Origin of the sequence: Mycobacterium sp. 134 (assembly GCF_048282715.1) — a bacterium.
GTDB classification, from domain to species: Bacteria; Actinomycetota; Actinomycetes; order Mycobacteriales; family Mycobacteriaceae; genus Mycobacterium; species Mycobacterium septicum.
The window spans coordinates 781,736-801,461 of the sequence record NZ_JBLVUN010000008.1; the positions used below are offsets into that span (position 1 = coordinate 781,736).

1 protein-coding gene is annotated in these 19,726 nt (G+C 65.7%); it reads left to right on the top strand.

Annotation, left to right across the window (positions count from 1 at the left end):
• Position 1 precedes the first annotated feature (1 nt).
• Positions 2-19,585, top strand: coding sequence for an amino acid adenylation domain-containing protein (locus ACNQVK_RS08635; protein ID WP_418029193.1), 19,584 nt, complete (start codon positions 2-4; stop codon positions 19,583-19,585).
• Positions 19,586-19,726: the final 141 nt, after the last annotated feature.

Consider the following 19,726-nt stretch of genomic DNA (forward strand, 5'->3'; position numbering starts at 1 on the left):
GATGCAGCATGGTGAACAGGCGCTGCCGGTAACACGTGCGCAGCTAGACATTTGGCTTGCGCAAGACGTCGCCAGCTCCGGTTCGGAGTGGCAACTCGGCTTGTTCGTGAAGATCGCGGGTGCGGTAGATCGCGATGCCCTTGAGTGGGCGATCTGCCGTGTGGTCCGCGAGGCGGAACCTATACGGGCCACGTTCTTCGAGGTAGACGGGCAGGTGTTCCAGCGGCCGGTCGACTACCCGAAGGTTGAGCTGGCATTCCACGACCTGACCGGCGCGACCGATCCCGAGCAGGAAGCCCGGGACATGGCGGCGGCGATCCAGCGCACGCCCCTGCCTCTGGCAGGACCGCTGTTCAATTGCGCACTCTTCAAGACCCGTGCCGACGAGCATTTCCTGCTGGCGTGCTGCCACCACATCGTTGTGGACGGAACGGGTATCGCACTCGTGGGAGCCCGGCTCGCCTCTGTCTACTCGGCAGTTCTCAGCGGCGCGCCGATCCCAGGCGCGATCTTCGGCTCGCTGTCCGATCTGATCGACGGCGAGTCCGACTACGAAGCGTCTGGCGACTATCTCGATGACCAGGCCTACTGGCATGGGCATCTGCCTCCGGAAAGCGATCCGCGGTACGGGTCTGCCGACACTACCGACATCCAAGACGCCAATTGGCCATCGGCCGCAGTGCAATTGGACTCTGATCTGCTCCGCAGTGTTGACAAGTTGGCCCACTCGCTGAACGTTCCCCGCTCATCGGTCGTCACCGCCGCGTGCGCACTTCTTGTACATGGATGGTGTGCCGATGGCCCAGATGTCGTGCTCGACTTCCCCGTCAGCCGTCGCGTGCGTCCCGAGGCCCGGACGCTTCCCGGGATGGTCGCGGGAGTCGTGCCCCTGGTGCTGAAAGCCTCGCCGGCATCCTCGATTTCCGATTTCATCGACCACGTCGAGACTCGCATACAAGAAGCCGTTCAGCACCAACGGTTCCCGGTGCATGCCCTTGAGCGCAAGATCAATCCACGCGCCGCGGGACAGATGGCCAACCGGGTGAGTGTGAACTTCCTCCCGTCCACGTTCACGTTGGACTTCGGCGGTGTGCAGGCATCGGCGTCGTTGACCAATGCGGGCGTTGTCGGTGGGTTCGGTCTGATCTTCTCCAGTGCGGGAGAGGAACTGCTTCTCAGCACCATGGGAGCCGGTCAGCCGTTCTCCAGCTTTGCGGTCCCCGACCTCGCGGCACGGTTGGAGCGGGTGTTGGCGGCGATGACGGCTGACCCGGACGGGTTGTTGTCGTCGGTCGATGTGCTGGAGGTCGGTGAGCAGGGCCGTCTTGATGAGGTGGGTCATCGGGCGGTGCTGGCGCAGCCGGTGTCTGAGGTATCGGTTCCGGAGGCGTTTGCGGCGCAGGTGGTTCGGGCTCCGGATGTGGTGGCTGTTCGTTTCGGTGGCTGTTCGATGTCTTATCGGGAGTTGGATGAGGCGTCGAATCGGTTGGCGCGGTTGTTGGTCGGTGAGGGTGTGGGGCCTGGCGGGTCGGTGGGTTTGTTGACGGGCCGTTCGGTTGATGCGGTTGTCGCGATTTTGGGTGTGTTGAAGTCGGGGGCGGCGTATCTGCCGATCGATCCGGCGGTGCCGGATGCGCGTGTGGAGTTCATGCTTGCTGATGCGGAGCCTGTTGCCGTGCTGACCACGGGTGCTTTGGCAGGTCGGCTCGATGGGTACAGCGTGCCGGTGATCGAGGTCGACGATCCCCGCATCGATGCTCAACCGAGTACCGCGCTACCACTTCCTGCGCCGGACGATTTGGCGCACATCATCTACACGTCGGGGACGACGGGTGTGCCGAAAGGTGTTGCGGTTACCCATCAGAACGTGACCCGTCTGTTCGACGGTATGGACGTGGGTATCGAGATGGGTCCGCAACAGGTGTGGACCCAGTGTTCGTCGTTGGCGTTCGACTACTCGGTCTGGGAGATCTGGGGCGCCCTGCTGCATGGTGGGCGCCTGATCGTAGTGCCCGAGTCGGTGACACGGTCGCCGCAGGAGTTGCAGGCGTTGCTCGTCGAAGAGCAGGTGACGGTGTTGAGTCAGACACCTTCTGCGGTAGGGGTTTTGGATCCCGTAGCTCTGGACTCGGTGTCGGCGCTGATGGTGGCTGCTGAGGCATGCCCATCGGATGTGGTGGATCGGTGGGCGCCGGGCCGGGTGATGATCAATGGTTACGGTCCGACTGAGACGACGGTGTACGCCACGATCAGCCGGCCTCTGCAGCCTGGTTCGGGTACGGTCCCGATCGGTGTGCCGGTGCCGGGCGCGGCGCTGTTCGTCCTGGATCGATGGCTGCGTCCGGTGCCACCCGGCGTGGTGGGCGAGCTGTACGTGGCCGGCCGCGGGGTGAGTGCCGGGTATCTGGGCCGCGCCGGTTTGACTGCCTCGAGGTTTGTGCCGTGCCCGTTCGGGGCGCCGGGGGCCCGCATGTATCGCACCGGGGACTTGGTGTCGTGGGGTGCCGATGGGCAGTTGCAGTATGCGGGTCGGGCTGATGATCAGGTCAAGATCCGTGGCTACCGCATCGAATTGGGTGAAGTACAAACAGCGTTGGCTGATCTGGATGGTGTGCAGCAAGCGGTGGTGATCGCTCGGGAGGATCGCCCGGGTGACAAGCGCCTGGTCGGCTACATCACCGGCACCGCCGACCCAGCCGAAGTGCGCACCGCGCTGGCCGAGCGGTTACCGGCATACATGGTGCCCGCCGCGGTCGTCGTCCTCGACGCTCTGCCGCTGACTGTCAACGGCAAGCTCGACAAGCGGGCCCTGCCCGCACCGGAGTACACCGGCGACCGGTACCGGGCACCGGGTACCGCGGCCGAAGAAGTCTTGGCCGGCATCTACGCCCAGGTGCTCGGACTGGAACGGGTCGGGGTCGACGACTCCTTCTTCGACCTCGGCGGGGACAGCATCATGGCGATGCGGGTGGTCTCCGCGGTCAACACGACCTTGGATGCCGGGCTGTCGGTGCGCACGCTGTTCGATGCACCGACCGTCGCGCAGTTGGCTCCGCGTCTTGGTGAGGGATCTGACAGACGTGCGCCACTCACCGCAGGTGAGCGTCCCGCGGTGGTGCCGCTGTCGTATGCGCAGAACCGAATGTGGTTCCTCAACCGATTCGAGGATGGCGCCGCGACTTACAACATGCCGATGGCCTTCCGGATCGACGGAGCGCTGGATGCCGAGGCTCTGGGATCCGCGCTCGATGATGTGATCGCCCGCCACGAGTCGTTGCGCACGGTGTTTCCCGATGTCCAGGGTGTGCCTATGCAGCGAGTAGTTCCCGCGCAGCCGGGCCTCTGGCGGCGCGGAGGACCCGCCGTGGTGCAGCTCCAGGATGCCGATGTGGTCGACGAGCTGATTTCGTTGGCCGAGTATCGTTTCGACCTGTCGGCTGAGATCCCGTTCCGGGCGGAGATCTATGAAGTAGGGCTTGACCGGTACGTCCTCGGAATCGTGCTGCACCACATCGCCTTCGACGGGTGGTCGATGGCGCCGATGGCCCGTGACGTGGGCGACGCGTACCGGGCGCGGGTGCAGGGTCAAGCCCCCGACTGGGTGCCGTTGCCCGTCCAGTACGCCGATTACACCCTGTGGCAACAGGACTGGCTGGGGTCAGAGTCCGACGCTGACAGTGTGATCGCCCGCCAGCTGGCCTATTGGCGGCGAGAGCTGGCGGACCTTCCTGAGGTCTCGTCGTTGCCAGGGGATCGTCCCCGGCCGCCGGTTCCGAGTTATCGCGGCGACGCGGTCGATCTGCGCATCGATCCAGAGTCATGGGCGGGAATCAAGGCGGTTGCCGCCGAACACAACGCCACGGCGTCGATGGTCTTGCAGGCAGTGATGGCGGTGGCATTGCACCGCGCCGGAGTCGGCGAAGACATCGCGCTGGGAACTCCGATCGCGGGTCGCATGGACCAGGCCCTCGACGAGTTGGTCGGGTTCTTCGTCAACTCCTGGGTACTGCGGGTAGGAGTCGACCCCGCACTGCCGTTCAGTGAGTTGCTGGAGCGGGTTCGGCAAAAAGCCCTCGATGCCTACGCCAACCAGGACGTGCCATTCGAACTACTCGTCGAGAGGCTCAACCCGACCCGCTCCACTTCTCATCATCCGCTGTTCCAGGTGGCGCTCGCATTCCAGAACAATGTGCGCCCCGAGATCGAGCTCGACGAACTCGACGTCGAGCCGCTGGCGGCAGATATTCGCACCGCTCGATTCGACCTGGAATTCGATCTGCGAGAAATACCCAGCGGCGATGCCAGTGCGCTCTTCGATCTGAAGGCAGTACCGGCCGAAGGCCGTGGCGCGCTGATGGCCGCAGGCACGGTCGCCTACGCCACCGACCTGTACGACCGCTCCAGCATCGAGCGGTTGGTGAGTTGGTTCGGCCGGGTGGTCGAGGCCGTGGTGGCTGATCCGTCGGTGGTGGTCGGCGAGGTGGGCCTGCTCGATCATGACGAGCAGGAACTGCTGCTGCACAAGTGGTCTGGAGCCGAGGTCGGCGCGCCCATGGGGTTGGCACCGCAGCTGCTGGCGGAGGCGGTGGCCGCGGACCCGAACGCCCCGGCGGTCGTGGACGGGTCCAGAGAGCTGTCGTACCGCGAGTTGGATGAGGCATCCAATCGGCTGGCACGCGCGTTGGTGGAAGCCGGCGTCGGTCCGGAGCGCGCGGTCGGCGTGGCGATGGGCCGGTCTGCTGAGCTGGTGATCGCGTGGTGGGCGGTGCTGAAGGCGGGCGGGGTCTACGTGCCCGTCGATCCGGGCCACCCGGCCGAGCGGATCGCCACCGTGCTGGACACCGTCGACGCGGTGTGCGTACTGACGTGCGGTGTCGATCTGGTTGACGGCACCGGCGGTCGACTCGTGATCCCGCTCGATCTGGTGGATCTGTCCGACCACAGTGTGGATCCTGTCACCGACGCGGATCGGTTGGCGCCGTTGAGTCTTGATGATGCGGCGTATGCGATCTTCACGTCGGGGTCCACGGGTACGCCGAAGGGTGTGGCGATCAGTCATGCCGGTGTGTTGGGTGTGGCTGCGGCGCATCGTGAGTTGTTCGGGGTGGGTGCTGGTGCGCGGGTGTTGATGGTGGCCGCGCCGACGTTCGATGCATCGGTGTTCGAGTGGTTGTGGGCGGTGGCGTCGGGGGCGGCGTTGGTGGTGGCCCCACCGGACGCCTACGCCGGCGAGGCGTTGACCGAGATCCTGTGCGGCCAGAACGTCACTGCCGCATTGATCACTCCCACGGTACTGGCGACACTGGATCCGGCGCGGGTCGACGGACTGGGCACGTTGGTCACCGGTGGTGAGGCGTGCCCGGCGGAGTTGGTGGCGGCCTGGGCGCCGGGTCGGCGGATGTTCAATGCCTATGGACCGACCGAGGTCACGATCTGGGCCACCTGGAGTGCACTGTCGGTCGGCGAGCCGGTGCGCATTGGTGCCCCGGTTCCCGGTACGTGTGCGCTGGTGCTGGATTCGCGGCTGAACCCGGCCCCGGTTGGGGTGGTAGGCGAGCTGTATGTGGCTGGTCCGGTGCTGGCGCGCGGGTATGTGGGCCGACCGGAGTTGACTGCGGATCGGTTTGTGGCCAACCCCTTTGGCGCTCCCGGGTCGCGGCTGTACCGCACGGGTGACCTGGTGCGCTGGACCCCGGTGGGGAGTCTGGAGTATCTGGGTCGCGCCGATGCGCAGATCAAGTTGCGCGGGCAGCGTCTGGAACTCGGCGAGATCGAGAACACCCTGCTGGCCTGCCCCCAGGTCACGCGTGCGGCTGCGGCTGTTCATCGAGGCAGCACCGGTGTCGATCATCTGGTCGGCTACATCGCTCTCGAACAGACCACCACCGCCGATCACGACGCCGAAGTCGTCGATCAGTGGCAGGACATCTACGACGAGCTGTACGACGCCGACATGCAGGTGGCGGAGTTCGGTAGCGACTTCCGAGGTTGGAACAGCAGCTACACCGACGAGCCGATTCCGCTGGATCAGATGCGGGAATGGCGCTCGGGTGCAGTCGACCGCATCCTGGCTCTGAAGCCTCAGCGGGTGTTGGAGATCGGCGTGGGTTCGGGCCTCGTTCTCTCACAGGTCGCGCCGGAATGCGTGGAGTACTGGGGGACAGACTTTTCCGCGCCGACCATCCGGAAGCTGCAGGCAGCAGTTGCCGGGCAGCCGTGGGGAGAACGGGTCCATCTGCTGACCCGACCGGCGCATGTCACCGAGGCACTGCCAGAAGGCCAGTTCGATGTGGTGGTGATCAACTCGGTGATCCAGTATTTCCCCAGCGCGGGGTATCTGGCCGAGGTCATCGACAAGGCAATGGAGCTGCTGCGTCCGGGCGGGGCATTGTTCGTCGGCGATGTGCGTAACCACAGCCTGCAGGGTGCGTTCCAGACTGGGATCGCGCTGGCGCGCAGTCGCGCCGGGACCGACACCGACGAGGTCCGCCAACGGATTCAACGCGCGACCGTGGGCGAGCACGAATTGCTGCTATCCCCAGAGTTCTTCACCAGCTGGGCGGCTGACCACCCGGAGGTGGGGGGAATCGGGGTCTTGGCCAAGCGCGGCGAGGCCGACAATGAGCTGACTCGGTACCGCTACGACGTCATCGTCCACAAGTCTCCGACCCAGGTGTGCTCGCTGGCCGGTGCACCGAACTGGGCGTGGACCGACTGCGCCGGCCTGAGTGGGCTACACGCCGAGTTGATGGCGCAGCGCCCACAGACGGTGCGGGTCAGTGCGATCCCGCGAGCGGGCGTGATCGCCGATGTGGTCACCGAACAGGCCCTGGCTGCCGGTCTCCCGCTCGCCGAGGCCCTCGACCATGCCGACTCCGTTGCCGCCTCCGAGGATGCCGTCACGCCTGAACTCTTGTATGGACTCGGCGAGGCCGCCGGGTACCACGTCGCGGTCACATGGGGCGCACAACCCGGCACGCTGGATGCCGCCTTCATCTCGGCCGCCGACGGCGTGGCGATGCCGCCGCTCACCGATCTCTACCAACCCACCACCGACTCGCGTCTGCACGGCGGGTACGCCAACGACCCACACACCAACGCCAAGGTGAGCGAGGTGCGCCAGTGGTTGGCCGAGCAACTGCCTGAGTACATGGTGCCGACACAGATCATGGTGCTCGAGGAGTTCCCCTTGACCTCCTCGGGCAAGATCGACCGAAAAGCGCTGCCGGAACCGACGTTTGCCGCCACCTCCTTCCGGTCCCCGCAGACCGATACCGAAAAGATCGTTGCCGAGGTGTTCACCGAGGTGCTGGGGCTCGGCAGAGCCGGACTCGATGACGACTTCTTCGCCCTGGGCGGTGACTGGCTCATCGCCATCCGGGTGAGCGCCAGGCTGCAGTCGGCACTCGGCAGGGACGTACCGGTGCGGTATCTGTTCGACGCGCCCACCGTCGGAGGACTTGCCGACTATCTGGACCGGCATCAGGACGGCATAGCCCGCCCACCGCTGACGGCGCGCCACCGTCCCGAATCTGTGCCGTTGTCCTATGCCCAGCAACGGTTGTGGTTCTTGGAGCAGTTGCAGGGACCGTCGCCGATCTACAACATGGCCGTCGCATTGCGGCTGCGGGGACGCCTGGACGCCGATGCGATGGGGGCCGCACTGGCGGATGTCGTGGCCCGGCAGGAGAGTCTGCGCACAATCTTCGGATCGGTCGACGGGGTACCCCACCAACTGGTCGTGGACGTCGACAAGGCTGACTTGGGTTGGCGGGTGGTCGATGCCGGAGGATGGTCGGTAAGCCGGCTGGACGAGGCCATCAGTGAGACGGCGAGCCACAGCTTTGACCTGTCGCGCGAGATCCCGATCAAGGCAACGCTCTTCCGGGTCGACACGGACGAGCATGTGCTCGCAGCCGTGGTGCATCACATCGCCGCAGACGGTTGGTCGGTCACCCCGCTGGTGGCGGATCTGGGAGCGGCGTACGCCAGCCGGAGCGGCGGGCAGGCCCCGGAGTGGGAGCCGTTGCCGGTGCAGTACGCCGATTACACACTGTGGCAGCAGGATTGGATGGGCTCGGTCGCAGATCCCGACAGCGTGATCTCCGGCCAGTTGGCCTATTGGACGGAAGCGCTCGCCGGGCTGCCGGAGCAGTTGGAACTGCCGACCGATCGTCCCTACCCGCCGGTGGCCGACTACCAGGGTTCGAGCGTCGCCGTGGAATGGCCGGCCGAACTGCAGCAGCAGATCGCCCGGATAGCCCGTCAGCACAATGCGACCAGTTTCATGGTGGTGCAAACCGCGTTGGCCGCGCTTCTCGGCCAGTTGAGTGCCAGCACCGATGTGGCCGTGGGCATCGCATCCGCCGGCCGCGGTGAGCCCGCGCTGGACAATCTGGTGGGATTCTTCGTCAACACCCTGGTGCTGCGGGTGGACTTGTCCGGCGACCCCACTGTGGCCGAGTTGCTGGCGCAGGTGCGCCGGCGCAGCCTGGGCGCCTTTGAACATCAGGACGTGCCCTTCGAGGTCTTGGTGGATCGGCTCAATCCGACCCGCAGCCTGACCCATCACCCGCTCGTACAGGTGATGCTGACCTGGCAGAACCTGCCATGGCAGCACAGTGACCCTGCCGCCGGACTGGCGCTGGGCGACGTCCAGGTAACCCCGTTGGATGCGGGAACCCATTCCGCTCGTATGGATTTGGTGTTCTCACTGGCCGAACGATTCAGCGACACCGGAACGCCGGCCGGCATCTCGGGAATGGTGGAGTTCCGCACCGATGTTTTCGACGCGGCCGGCATCGAGACACTTGTCGACCGGTTGGTGCGGGTGTTGGTGGCGATGGTCGCTGATCCGGATGGGTCGTTGTCGTCGGTGGATGTGCTCGATGCCGCCGATCGTGCGCGGCTGGATGAGATCGGTCATCGGGGGGTCCTGGGCCGCCCGGTGGTGGAGTCCTCGATTCCGACGTTGTTTGCGGCGCAGGTGGTTCGGGCTCCGGATGCGGTGGCTGTTCGTTTCGGTGGCTGTTCGATGTCTTATCGGGAGTTGGATGAGGCGTCGAATCGGTTGGCGCGGTTGTTGGTCAGCGAGGGTGTGGGGCCTGGCGGGTCGGTGGGTTTGTTGACGGGCCGCTCGGTTGATGCGGTTGTCGCGATTTTGGGTGTGTTGAAGTCGGGGGCGGCGTATCTGCCGATCGATCCGGCGGTGCCGGATGCGCGCGTCGAGTTCATGCTCACCGATGCGGAGCCGGCGGCCGTGCTGACCACGGGTGCTTTGGCAGGTCGGCTCGATGGGTACAGCGTGCCGGTGATCGAGGTTGACGATCCCCGTATCGATGCTCAGCCCGGAACTCCATTGACGGTGGGTCCCGCAGCCGACGATTTGGCGCACATCATCTACACGTCAGGGACGACGGGTGTGCCGAAAGGTGTTGCGGTCACCCATCAGAACGTGACCCGCCTTTTCGATGGGCTGGACGTGGGTATCGAGATGGGTCCGCAACAGGTGTGGACCCAGTGTTCGTCGTTGGCGTTCGACTACTCGGTCTGGGAGATCTGGGGCGCTCTGTTGTTCGGCGGGCGTCTGGTCGTAGTGCCCGAACAGGTCACGCGTTCACCGGAAGACCTACACGAGCTTGTGGTCAGTGAGCGCGTCACCGTCTTGAGCCAGACCCCCTCGGCGGTGGGGATGTTGGCTGCGGAGGGGCTGGAGTCGGCAGCGTTGATGGTGGCCGCCGAGCCGTGCCCTGCCGAGGTCGTGGACCATTGGGCGCCCGGTCGGGTGATGATCAATGGTTACGGTCCGACTGAGACGACGGTGTATGCAACGATCAGCGCGCCATTGGTTCCCGGCTCGAACGTTGTCCCTATTGGTGTGCCGGTGCCGGGTGCGGCGTTGTTCGTCCTGGATCGGTGGTTGCGTCCGGTGCCGCCCGGCGTGGTGGGTGAGTTGTATGTCGCCGGCCGCGGGGTGAGTGCCGGGTATCTGCGTCGGGCGGGATTGACGGGGTCACGCTTTGTGCCGTGTCCGTTCATCGCACCGGGGGCCCGCATGTATCGCACCGGGGACTTGGTCTCGTGGGGTGCCGATGGGCAGTTGCGGTACGCGGGCCGCGCGGATGAGCAGGTCAAGATCCGTGGCTACCGCATCGAATTGGGCGAAGTACAAACAGTGTTGGCTGATCTCGATGGTGTGCAGCAAGCCGTGGTGATCACCAGGGAGGACCATCCCGGCGACAAGCGCCTGGTCGGTTACATCACCGGCACCGCCGACCCAGCCGAAGTGCGGGCTGCGATGGCCGAGCGGTTGCCGGCCTACATGGTGCCCGCCGCGGTCGTCGTCATCGACGCGTTGCCGCTGACTGTCAACGGCAAGCTCGACAAGCGGGCCCTGCCGGTACCGGAGTACATCGACGTCGACCGTTACCGGGCGCCGACGACTCCCACCGAAGAAATCCTGGCCGGCATCTACGCCCAGGTACTCGGACTGGAACGGGTCGGGATCGACGACTCCTTCTTCGACCTCGGTGGCGATTCCCTGTCCGCCATGCGCCTGATCGCTGCGGTCAACGCCGGCCTCGACGCCGACGTGGGCGTCCGGACCCTGTTCGACTCACCCACGATCGCCCAACTCTCGCCGCATATCAAGGCAGGCTCGGGCGGACGTCAGCGGTTGACTCCGCAACAGCGCCCGGCCGTCATTCCGTTGTCGTACGCACAACAGCGGTTGTGGTTCTTGGAACAGTTGCAGGGCCCGTCGGCGATCTACAACATGGCGGTCGCGTTGCGGTTGGTCGGAGACCTGGATGCCGACGCGCTGGGGCAGTCCTTGGCCGATGTGGTGGGTCGGCACGAGAGCCTGCGCACCATGTTCGGGGCGGTCGACGGGATTCCACAGCAAGTGGTGGTACCGGCCGGGCAGGCCGAACTGGGCTGGCAGATAGTGGACGCCACCGGTTGGTCGGCAGATCGATTGACGGAGGCCGCCGGAGCGGTCGCGCAGCGCCCGTTTGATCTCACTCGCGAAATCCCGCTTCGGGCCGCACTGTTCCGCGTTGCGGACGACGAACATGTGTTGGTGGCGGTGGTACATCACATCGCTGCAGACGGGTGGTCGATCACCCCGCTCGTGGCGGATCTGGGTTCGGCCTATGCGAGCCGCTGTGCCGGCCAGGCCCCGCAGTGGACGCCGTTGCCGGTGCAGTACGCCGACTACACGTTGTGGCAACAGGGTTGGCTGGGTTCGGAGTCCGATCCGGACAGCGTGATCGCCACGCAGTTGGCTTACTGGGAGGAGGCGTTGGCGGGGCTGCCCGAGCGCCTTGAGCTGCCGACAGACCGGCCGTATCCGCCGGTGGCCGACTACCAGGGTTCCAGCGTGGCGATCGACTGGCCTGTCGAGTTGCAGCAGCAGGTGGCGCGGGTGGCTCGTGAGCACAATGCGACGAGTTTCATGGTGGTGCAGGCTGCGCTGGCGACGTTGCTTGCCCAGTTGAGCGCGAGTTCCGATGTGGCGGTGGGAATTGCGACCGCGGGACGTAGCGATCCGGCACTCGATGAGCTTGTGGGATTCTTCGTCAACACCCTGGTTCTGCGCCTGGACCTGGTCGGCGATCCCACGGTTTCTGACCTGTTGGGCCAGGTGCGTCAGCGCGGCATCGCGGCATTCGACCACCAGGATGTGCCGTTCGAGGTACTGGTCGAGCGGCTCAACCCGGCTCGCAGCCTTACCCATCATCCGCTCGTACAGGTGATGGTGTCCTGGCAGAACTTCGCTGCGGACCAGGCTTCTAGTTTGGCGCTGGGGAATGTCCAGGCCACACCACTGGACGCCGAATCTCGAACGGCTCGTATGGATCTGGTGTTCTCTCTCGCTGAGCGGTTCAGCGAGTCCGGTGCACCGGCCGGGATAGGCGGTGTGGTCGAGTTCCGTACCGACGTATTCGGCCCGGCCGGCGTTCACACACTGGTCGAGCGGTTGCAGCGAGTGTTGGTGGCGATGACGGCCGACACGGCGCAGCGGTTGTCAGCGGTCGATGTGCTCGACGCCGCCGATCGTGCGCGGCTGGATGAGGTCGGTCATCGGGGAGTCCTGGACCGCCCGGTGATGGAGTCCTCGATTCCGGCGTTGTTCGCGGCACAGGTGGAGCGGGCTCCCGGCTCCGAAGCGGTCAGCTTCGAGGGTCGTACCCTCAGCTACCGAGAACTCGATGAAGCGTCGAACCGGTTGGCGCACATGCTGATCGACCGGGGCGCACGTCCTGGCGAGTGTGTGGCGTTGTTGCTGGAGCGCTCTGCGCAGTCGATTGTCGCGATCCTGGGTGTGCTGAAGTCGGGGGCGGCGTATCTGCCGATCGACCCGGTTGTCCCAGACGCCCGTATCGAGTTCATGCTCACCGATGCCAGGCCGGTCGCAGCGGTCACCACGGGTGGTTTGGCCGAGCGGCTCGATGGTCGCGGTGTGCCGGTCGTCGAAGTCGACGATCCCCGTATCGATGTGCAGTCGGCCACCGCGCTGCCGGTGCCCGCGCCGGACGATATCGCGCACATCATCTATACGTCGGGGACGACGGGTGTGCCGAAAGGTGTCGCGGTTACCCATCAGAACGTCACCCGGCTGTTCGACGGACTGGATGTCGGCGTGGCGATGGGTCCCCGGCAGGTGTGGGCTGCGTGTTCGTCGCTGGCATTCGACTATTCGGTGTGGGAGATCTGGGGCGCGCTGTTGTTCGGCGGGCGTCTGGTGGTGGTGCCTGAGCAGACCACACGCTCACCGCGGGACTTGGAGGCGTTGGTCGTTGCCGAGCGGGTGACAGTGCTGAGCCAGACGCCGTCCGCAGTGGGGATGTTGTCGCCGGAGAAGCTGGCGTCGGTGTCGGCGTTGATGGTGGCTGCTGAGGCATGCCCTTCGGATGTGGTGGATCGGTGGGCGCCGGGCCGGGTGATGATCAATGGTTACGGTCCGACCGAGACGACGGTGTACGCCACGATCAGCGCTCCGCTGGTTGCGGGTGCGAGCACGGTGCCTATTGGTGTGCCGGTGCCGGGTGCGGCGTTGTTCGTGTTGGATCGGTTGCTGCGTCCGGTGCCGCCCGGTGTGGTGGGTGAGTTGTACGTGGCCGGCCGCGGGGTCGGCGCGGGGTATCTGGGCCGCGCCGGGTTGACTGCCTCGAGGTTTGTGCCGTGCCCGTTCGGGGCGCCGGGGGCCCGCATGTATCGCACCGGGGACTTGGTGTCGTGGGGTTCCGATGGGCAGTTGCGGTATGCGGGTCGGGCTGATGATCAGGTCAAGATCCGTGGGTATCGCATCGAATTGGGTGAAGTACAAACAGCGTTGGCTGATCTGGATGGTGTGCAGCAAGCGGTGGTGATCGCTCGGGAGGATCGGCCGGGTGACAAGCGCCTGGTCGGCTACATCACCGGCACTGCGGATCCGTCGGTGATCCGCGCACAGCTTTCACAGCGGCTGCCCTCGTATATGGTCCCCGCGGCGGTCGTGGTCATCGACGCCCTGCCGCTGACCGTCAACGGCAAGCTCGACAAGCGGGCCCTGCCCGCACCCGAATACGCTGACACAGACCACTACCGGGCGCCGACAACCGCCACCGAGGAAATCCTGGCCGGCATCTACGCCCAGGTGCTCGGACTCGAACGGGTCGGTATCGACGACTCCTTCTTCGATCTCGGTGGCGACTCGCTGTCGGCCATGCGGTTGCTCGCCGCGGTCAACAGCCACCTTGACGTCGACCTTGCGGTGCGTACCTTGTTCGACGCACCCACGATCGCCCAACTCGCGCTGCGCCTCAGCGCCGGCTCCAGCGGCCGCCGCCCGCTGGTCCCGCAGCAGCGTCCCGCCGTCATCCCGCTGTCGTATGCGCAACAGCGACTGTGGTTCCTCAACAGGTTCGAGGGTGGAGTCGCGACCTACAACATGCCGATCGCGTTCCAGATCAACGGTGCAATCGATGTCGACGCTCTGGGATCGGCCCTTGACGACGTGATCACCCGCCACGAATCGCTGCGCACGGTGTTCCCCGATGTCGACGGTGTGCCATCGCAGAAGGTGATGCCGGCACACGACGGGATGTGGCGCCGCGGTGGTCCGGCAGTGGTGCAGGTTGCAGAGGACCAAGAAGACGCTGTGCTCGGCGAATTGATCGCGCTGGCGGGGTACCGGTTTGATTTGTCAACCGAGATCCCGATCCGGGCGCAGATCTATGCAGTGGGCTCGTCCCGGCACGTCGTGGGAATTGTTCTGCACCACATCGCCTTCGACGGCTGGTCGATGGCGCCCATGGTCAAGGATGTCGGGGTCGCCTACGCAGCCCGCGCCGGCGGGCAGGCCCCGGCCTGGTCACCGCTGCCGGTGCAGTACGCCGATTACTCGCTGTGGCAGCGTGAACATCTGGGAGACCTGGAAGATCCGGACAGCCGAATCGCTGAACAGCTGGCTTACTGGCGGCAGGAGCTGGCCGGCCTGCCGGAGGTGGTGTCGCTGCCCACCGACCGTCCCCGGCCACCCGCGCCCAGTTATCGCGGCGACGGGGTGGAACTGCGAATTGATCCCCAAACCTGGGCCGGTGTCAAGGCGGTGGCCGCCGAGCACAACGTGACCACGTCGATGGTGTTGCAGGCCGTGATGTCGGTCGTGATGCACCGGGCGGGCGTCGGCGAGGACATCGCCCTGGGAACCCCGATCGCCGGACGCAACGATCAGGCCCTGCAGGAGTTGGTCGGGTTCTTCGTCAACACCTGGGTGCTGCGAATCGGATTGAACTCGCAGCAGCGGTTCAGCGATGTCGTCGAACAGGTGCGGCAGAAGGCACTTGATGCCTACACCAATCAGGACGTGCCTTTCGAATTGTTGGTGGAGCAACTCAACCCGGCGCGATCCACATCGCATCACCCCCTGTTCCAGGTCGCCCTGGTCTTCCAGAACAACGTGCGCCCTGAGGTGGCCTTGGAGGGTGCCGGCATCGAGCCGATGTCGATGGTCACCCGCACCGCCAAGTTCGATCTCGATGTGGACATCAGGGAGGTGCCCGACGAGCATTCGGGCGCGCCGATGGCCGCTGGTGTACTGACATACGCCACGGACTTGTTCGATCGGTCGACGATCGAGCGCCTGGTGGGTTGGTTCGGCCGGGTGGTCGAGGCCGTGGTGGCAGACTCGTCGGTGGTGGTCGGCGAGGTGGGCCTGCTCGACGGTGATGAGCGCAATCTGGTGTTGCACAAGTGGTCTGGTGCGGGCATCGACTCACAGGTTGGGCTGGCACCGGAGTTGCTGGCGGCGGCGGTGGCCGCGGATCCGGATGCCTTGGCGTTGGTGGACGCGCCGCGGGAATTCACCTACCGGGAGCTGGATACGGCTTCCAACCGGCTGGCACGAGTGCTGATCGCAGCGGGGGTGGGTCCGGAGCGCGCGGTCGGCGTGGCGATGGGCCGGTCTGCTGAGCTGGTGATCGCGTGGTGGGCTGTGCTGAAGGCAGGCGGGGTGTATGTGCCGGTGGATCGGGCGCACCCGGCCGAGCGGATCGCCACGGTGCTGGACACCGTCGAGGCGGTATGTGTACTGACCCGGGGTAGCGACCCCGTGGAGGGCGCAGGAAGTCGCCCGGTACTGGATATCGATTCACTGGATCTTGCGGGCAGCTCCGCGGATCCTGTCACCGACGCGGATCGGTTGGCGCCGTTGAGTCTTGATGATGCGGCGTATGCGATCTTCACGTCGGGGTCCACGGGTACGCCGAAGGGTGTGGCGATCAGTCATGCCGGTGTGTTGGGTGTGGCTGCGGCGCATCGTGAGTTGTTCGGGGTGGGTGCTGGTGCGCGGGTGTTGATGGTGGCCGCGCCGACGTTCGATGCATCGGTGTTCGAGTGGTTGTGGGCGGTGGCGTCGGGGGCGGCGTTGGTGGTGGCCCCACCGGACGCCTACGCGGGTGAAGCGCTGACGGCGGTGATCGAGGAGCAGCAGGTCGAAGCGGCGTTGATCACCCCGACGGTGGTGGCGACGCTCGACCGTAGCCGGCTGGGTGGTTTGAAGACGTTGGTCACCGGTGGTGAGGCGTGCCCGGCGGAGCTGGTGGCGGCCTGGGCGCCGGGTCGGCGGATGTTCAATGCCTATGGACCGACCGAGGTCACCATCTGGGCCACCTGGAGTGCACTGTCGGTCGGCGAGCCGGTGCGCATTGGTGCCCCGGTTCCCGGTACGTGTGCGCTGGTGCTGGATTCGCGGCTGAACCCGGCCCCGGCCGGCGTGGTGGGCGAGCTGTATCTGGCTGGTCCGGTGCTGGCCCGCGGGTATGTGGGCCGGGCCGACCTGACTGCGGATCGATTTGTGGCCAATCCTTTTGGCGCTCCCGGGTCGCGGCTGTACCGCACGGGTGACCTGGTGCGCTGGACCCCGGTGGGGAGTCTGGAGTATCTGGGTCGCGCCGATGCGCAGATCAAGTTGCGCGGGCAGCGTCTGGAACTCGGCGAGATCGAGAACACCCTGCTGGCCTGCCCGCAGGTCAATCGCGCTGCGGCCGCGGTCTACCACCATGATGCCGCTGACCATCTGGTCGCCTACGTCGCGCTGGAGCGCGCCAGCAGCGCTGATCATGATGCAGAAGTCGTTGATCAGTGGCAACACGTATACGACGAGCTGTATGACGCCGACCTCGAAGCGGTGGAGTTCGGCAGTGACTTCCGTGGATGGAACAGCAGCTACACCGGCGAACCGATTCCGCTGGATCAGATGCGGGAATGGCGCTCGGGTGCAGTCGACCGCATCCTGGCTCTGAAGCCGCAGCGGGTTCTTGAGCTCGGCGTAGGTTCGGGCCTCGTACTGTCACAGGTCGCCCCCGAGTGCGTGGAGTACTGGGGCACAGACTTCTCCGCGCCGACCATCCGGAAGCTGGAATCGTCGGTGGCCGGACAACCGTGGGGAGAACGGGTCCGGCTACGGGTGCAGCCGGCCGATGTGGCCGACGGGCTGCCCGATGGTTACTTCGACACGATCATCGTCAACTCTGTCATCCAGTACTTCCCCAATCCGGCCTATCTCACCGAGGTCATCGACAACGCCGTCGAGCTCTTGGCTCCGGGCGGAACGTTGTTCATCGGCGATGTGCGCAACCACAGCCTCCAGGGTGCGTTCCAGACCGGTATAGCGTTGGCACGTAGCGGAGCAGGTGCAGACAGCGACGAAATCCGTCAGCGAGTGCAACGCGCGATCCTGGGCGAGCCCGAGTTGCTCTTGGCCCCAGAGTTCTTCACGACCTGGGCGGCTGACCACCCGTCGGTGGGTGGGATAGGCATCCAGGTGAAGCGCGGTGAGGCCGACAACGAGTTGACCCGATACCGCTATGACGTCGCCATTCACAAGTCGGCCGGCGCGGTTCGTTCGCTCGCAGATGTACCCGTCTGGGATTGGGCTGATTGTGCGGGCCTGAGCGGTTTGCATGCGGAGCTGGCGGCGCAGCGCCCACCAACGGTGCGGGTCAGCGCGATTCCGCGGGCGGGTGTGATCGCGGATGTGATCGTCGAACAGGCTCTTGCCGCCGGACGCCCGTTGGCAGATGCGTTGGCGCAGGCGGACGTTGCCGCTACACCCGCGGATGCCGTCACCCCCGAACTCTTGTACCGGCTCGGCGAGGCGGCTGGATACGACGTCGCTGTCACGTGGGGCCCGCAACCCGGCACCGTCGACGCGGTCTTCATCGCCGCCACGAACGGAACAAGTGCCGCGGCATTGACCGATCTCTATCTGTCGCCGTCCGGGTCGCACGAGCGCAGCACCTACGCCAATGATCCGGACACGAACAGCAAGGTCAGCGAAGTTCGTCAGTGGCTGGCCGCTCGATTGCCGGAATACATGGTGCCGACTCAGATCGTCGTGCTCGAAGAGCTTCCCTTGACTTCCTCGGGCAAGATCGACCGTAGGGCGCTGCCCGAGCCGGTGTTCGCGGCCGTCACCTTCCGGTCACCGCAGACGCCGACAGAGAAGACCGTCGCAGAGGTGTTTGCCGAGGTGCTGGGCCTCGATCGGGTAGGCCTCGATGACGATTTCTTTGCCTTGGGCGGTGATTCGTTGATCGCAATCCGGGTCAGCGCCCGGCTGCAGTCGGCGCTGGGCAAGGACGTGCCGGTCCGCTACCTGTTCGATACCCCGACCGTCGGAGGACTGGCCGGCTGCATGGACCGGCAGCTGTCCGACGCCGCACGCCCGCCGCTGCAGGTGATGCCGCGTCCGCAGAGCATTCCTCTGTCCTATGCCCAGCAGCGGCTGTGGTTCTTCGACCAATTGAACGGCCCGTCACCGGTTTACAACCTGGCCGTGGGATTGCGCCTGAGTGGTGACCTCGATCCCGTCGCGCTCGGGCAGGCGTTGGTGGATGTGGTGGGCCGCCACGAGAGCCTGCGGACACTGTTCACCCTGGCCGACGAGATGCCCCAGCAATTGGTGGTACCACCACAGAGTGCCCGCACGTGCTGGCAGGTGATCGATGCGATCGGCTGGTCGGGGGACCGCTTGGCCGAGGAAGCCGGCGCAGTCGCGCGCCACCAGTTCGACCTGTCGGCTGAATTGCCCTTGAGAGCATCACTTTTCCGTGTCGCCGAAGACGAGCATGTGCTGGTGGCGGTGGTGCATCACATTGCCGCTGACGGCTGGTCGGTCACCCCGTTGGTGGCGGATCTGGGCGCGGCCTACGCCAGCCGCTGTGCCGGTCGGGCACCGGAGTGGTCGCCATTGCCGGTGCAGTACGCGGACTACACGCTCTGGCAACGCTCGTATCTGGGTGACCTGGCCGACCGCGACAGCCGCATATCCGGGCAGGTGGAGTACTGGGAGCAGGCGCTGGCCGGGTTGCCCGAGCGGTTGGAGTTGCCGACGGATCGGCCGTATCCGCCGGTGGCCGATTACCAAGGCTCCAGTGTGGCGGTGGATTGGCCGGCCGAATTGCAGCAGCGGGTCGTCCGGGTGGCGCGCGAGCAGAATGCGACGAGTTCCATGGTGGTCCAGGCCGCGTTGGCGCTGCTGCTGTCGAAGCTCTGTGCGACGTCTGATGTGGCACTGGGCATCTCAATCGCGGGCCGCACCGATCCCGCGCTGGACAATCTGGTGGGCTTCTTCGTCAACACCCTGGTGCTGCGCATCGACTTCGCCGGAGACCCGACCATTGGCGAGCTGCTGGAGCAGGTACGTCAGCGCGGTCTGGCGGCCATCGAGCATCAGGATGTGCCGTTCGAGGTTGTGGTGGATCGACTGAACCCGACCCGCAGCCTGACCCACCATCCGCTGGTACAGGTCATGCTTTCCTGGCAGAACCTGTCCTGGCAGCACAGTGCCGATACTGCCGGTGGCCTTACGTTGGGCAATGTGCGGGTGACCCCGTTGCCCGCGCAGACCCACACTGCGCGCACGGACCTGACGTTCGCGCTGGGCGAACGGTGGAGTGAGACCGGCGAGCCCGCCGGGATCGGTGGAACCGTCGAGTTCCGCACCGATGTCTATGACGAGGCGAGCGTTGTGCGGTTGATCGATCGGTTGCGCCGGGTGCTGATGGCGATAACGGCCGAGGCCGAGGCGCCGTCATGACCGCTGACCTGACGCGGCGGCTCTCGTCGATGGATTTCCTCGACGAGGACGAGCATGCCCAACTGTTCGCGTGGGGCAATCGGGCGGTGTTGGACGAGCCGGTGAGTTCAACGGCGTCGATCCCAGGGTTGTTCGCCGCGC

What these genes read in the sequence shown, in the direction of transcription:
- ACNQVK_RS08635 (WP_418029193.1), top strand. Translation starts at nt 2, where the DNA reads ATGCAGCATGGTGAACAGGCGCTGCCGGTAACACGTGCGCAGCTAGAC.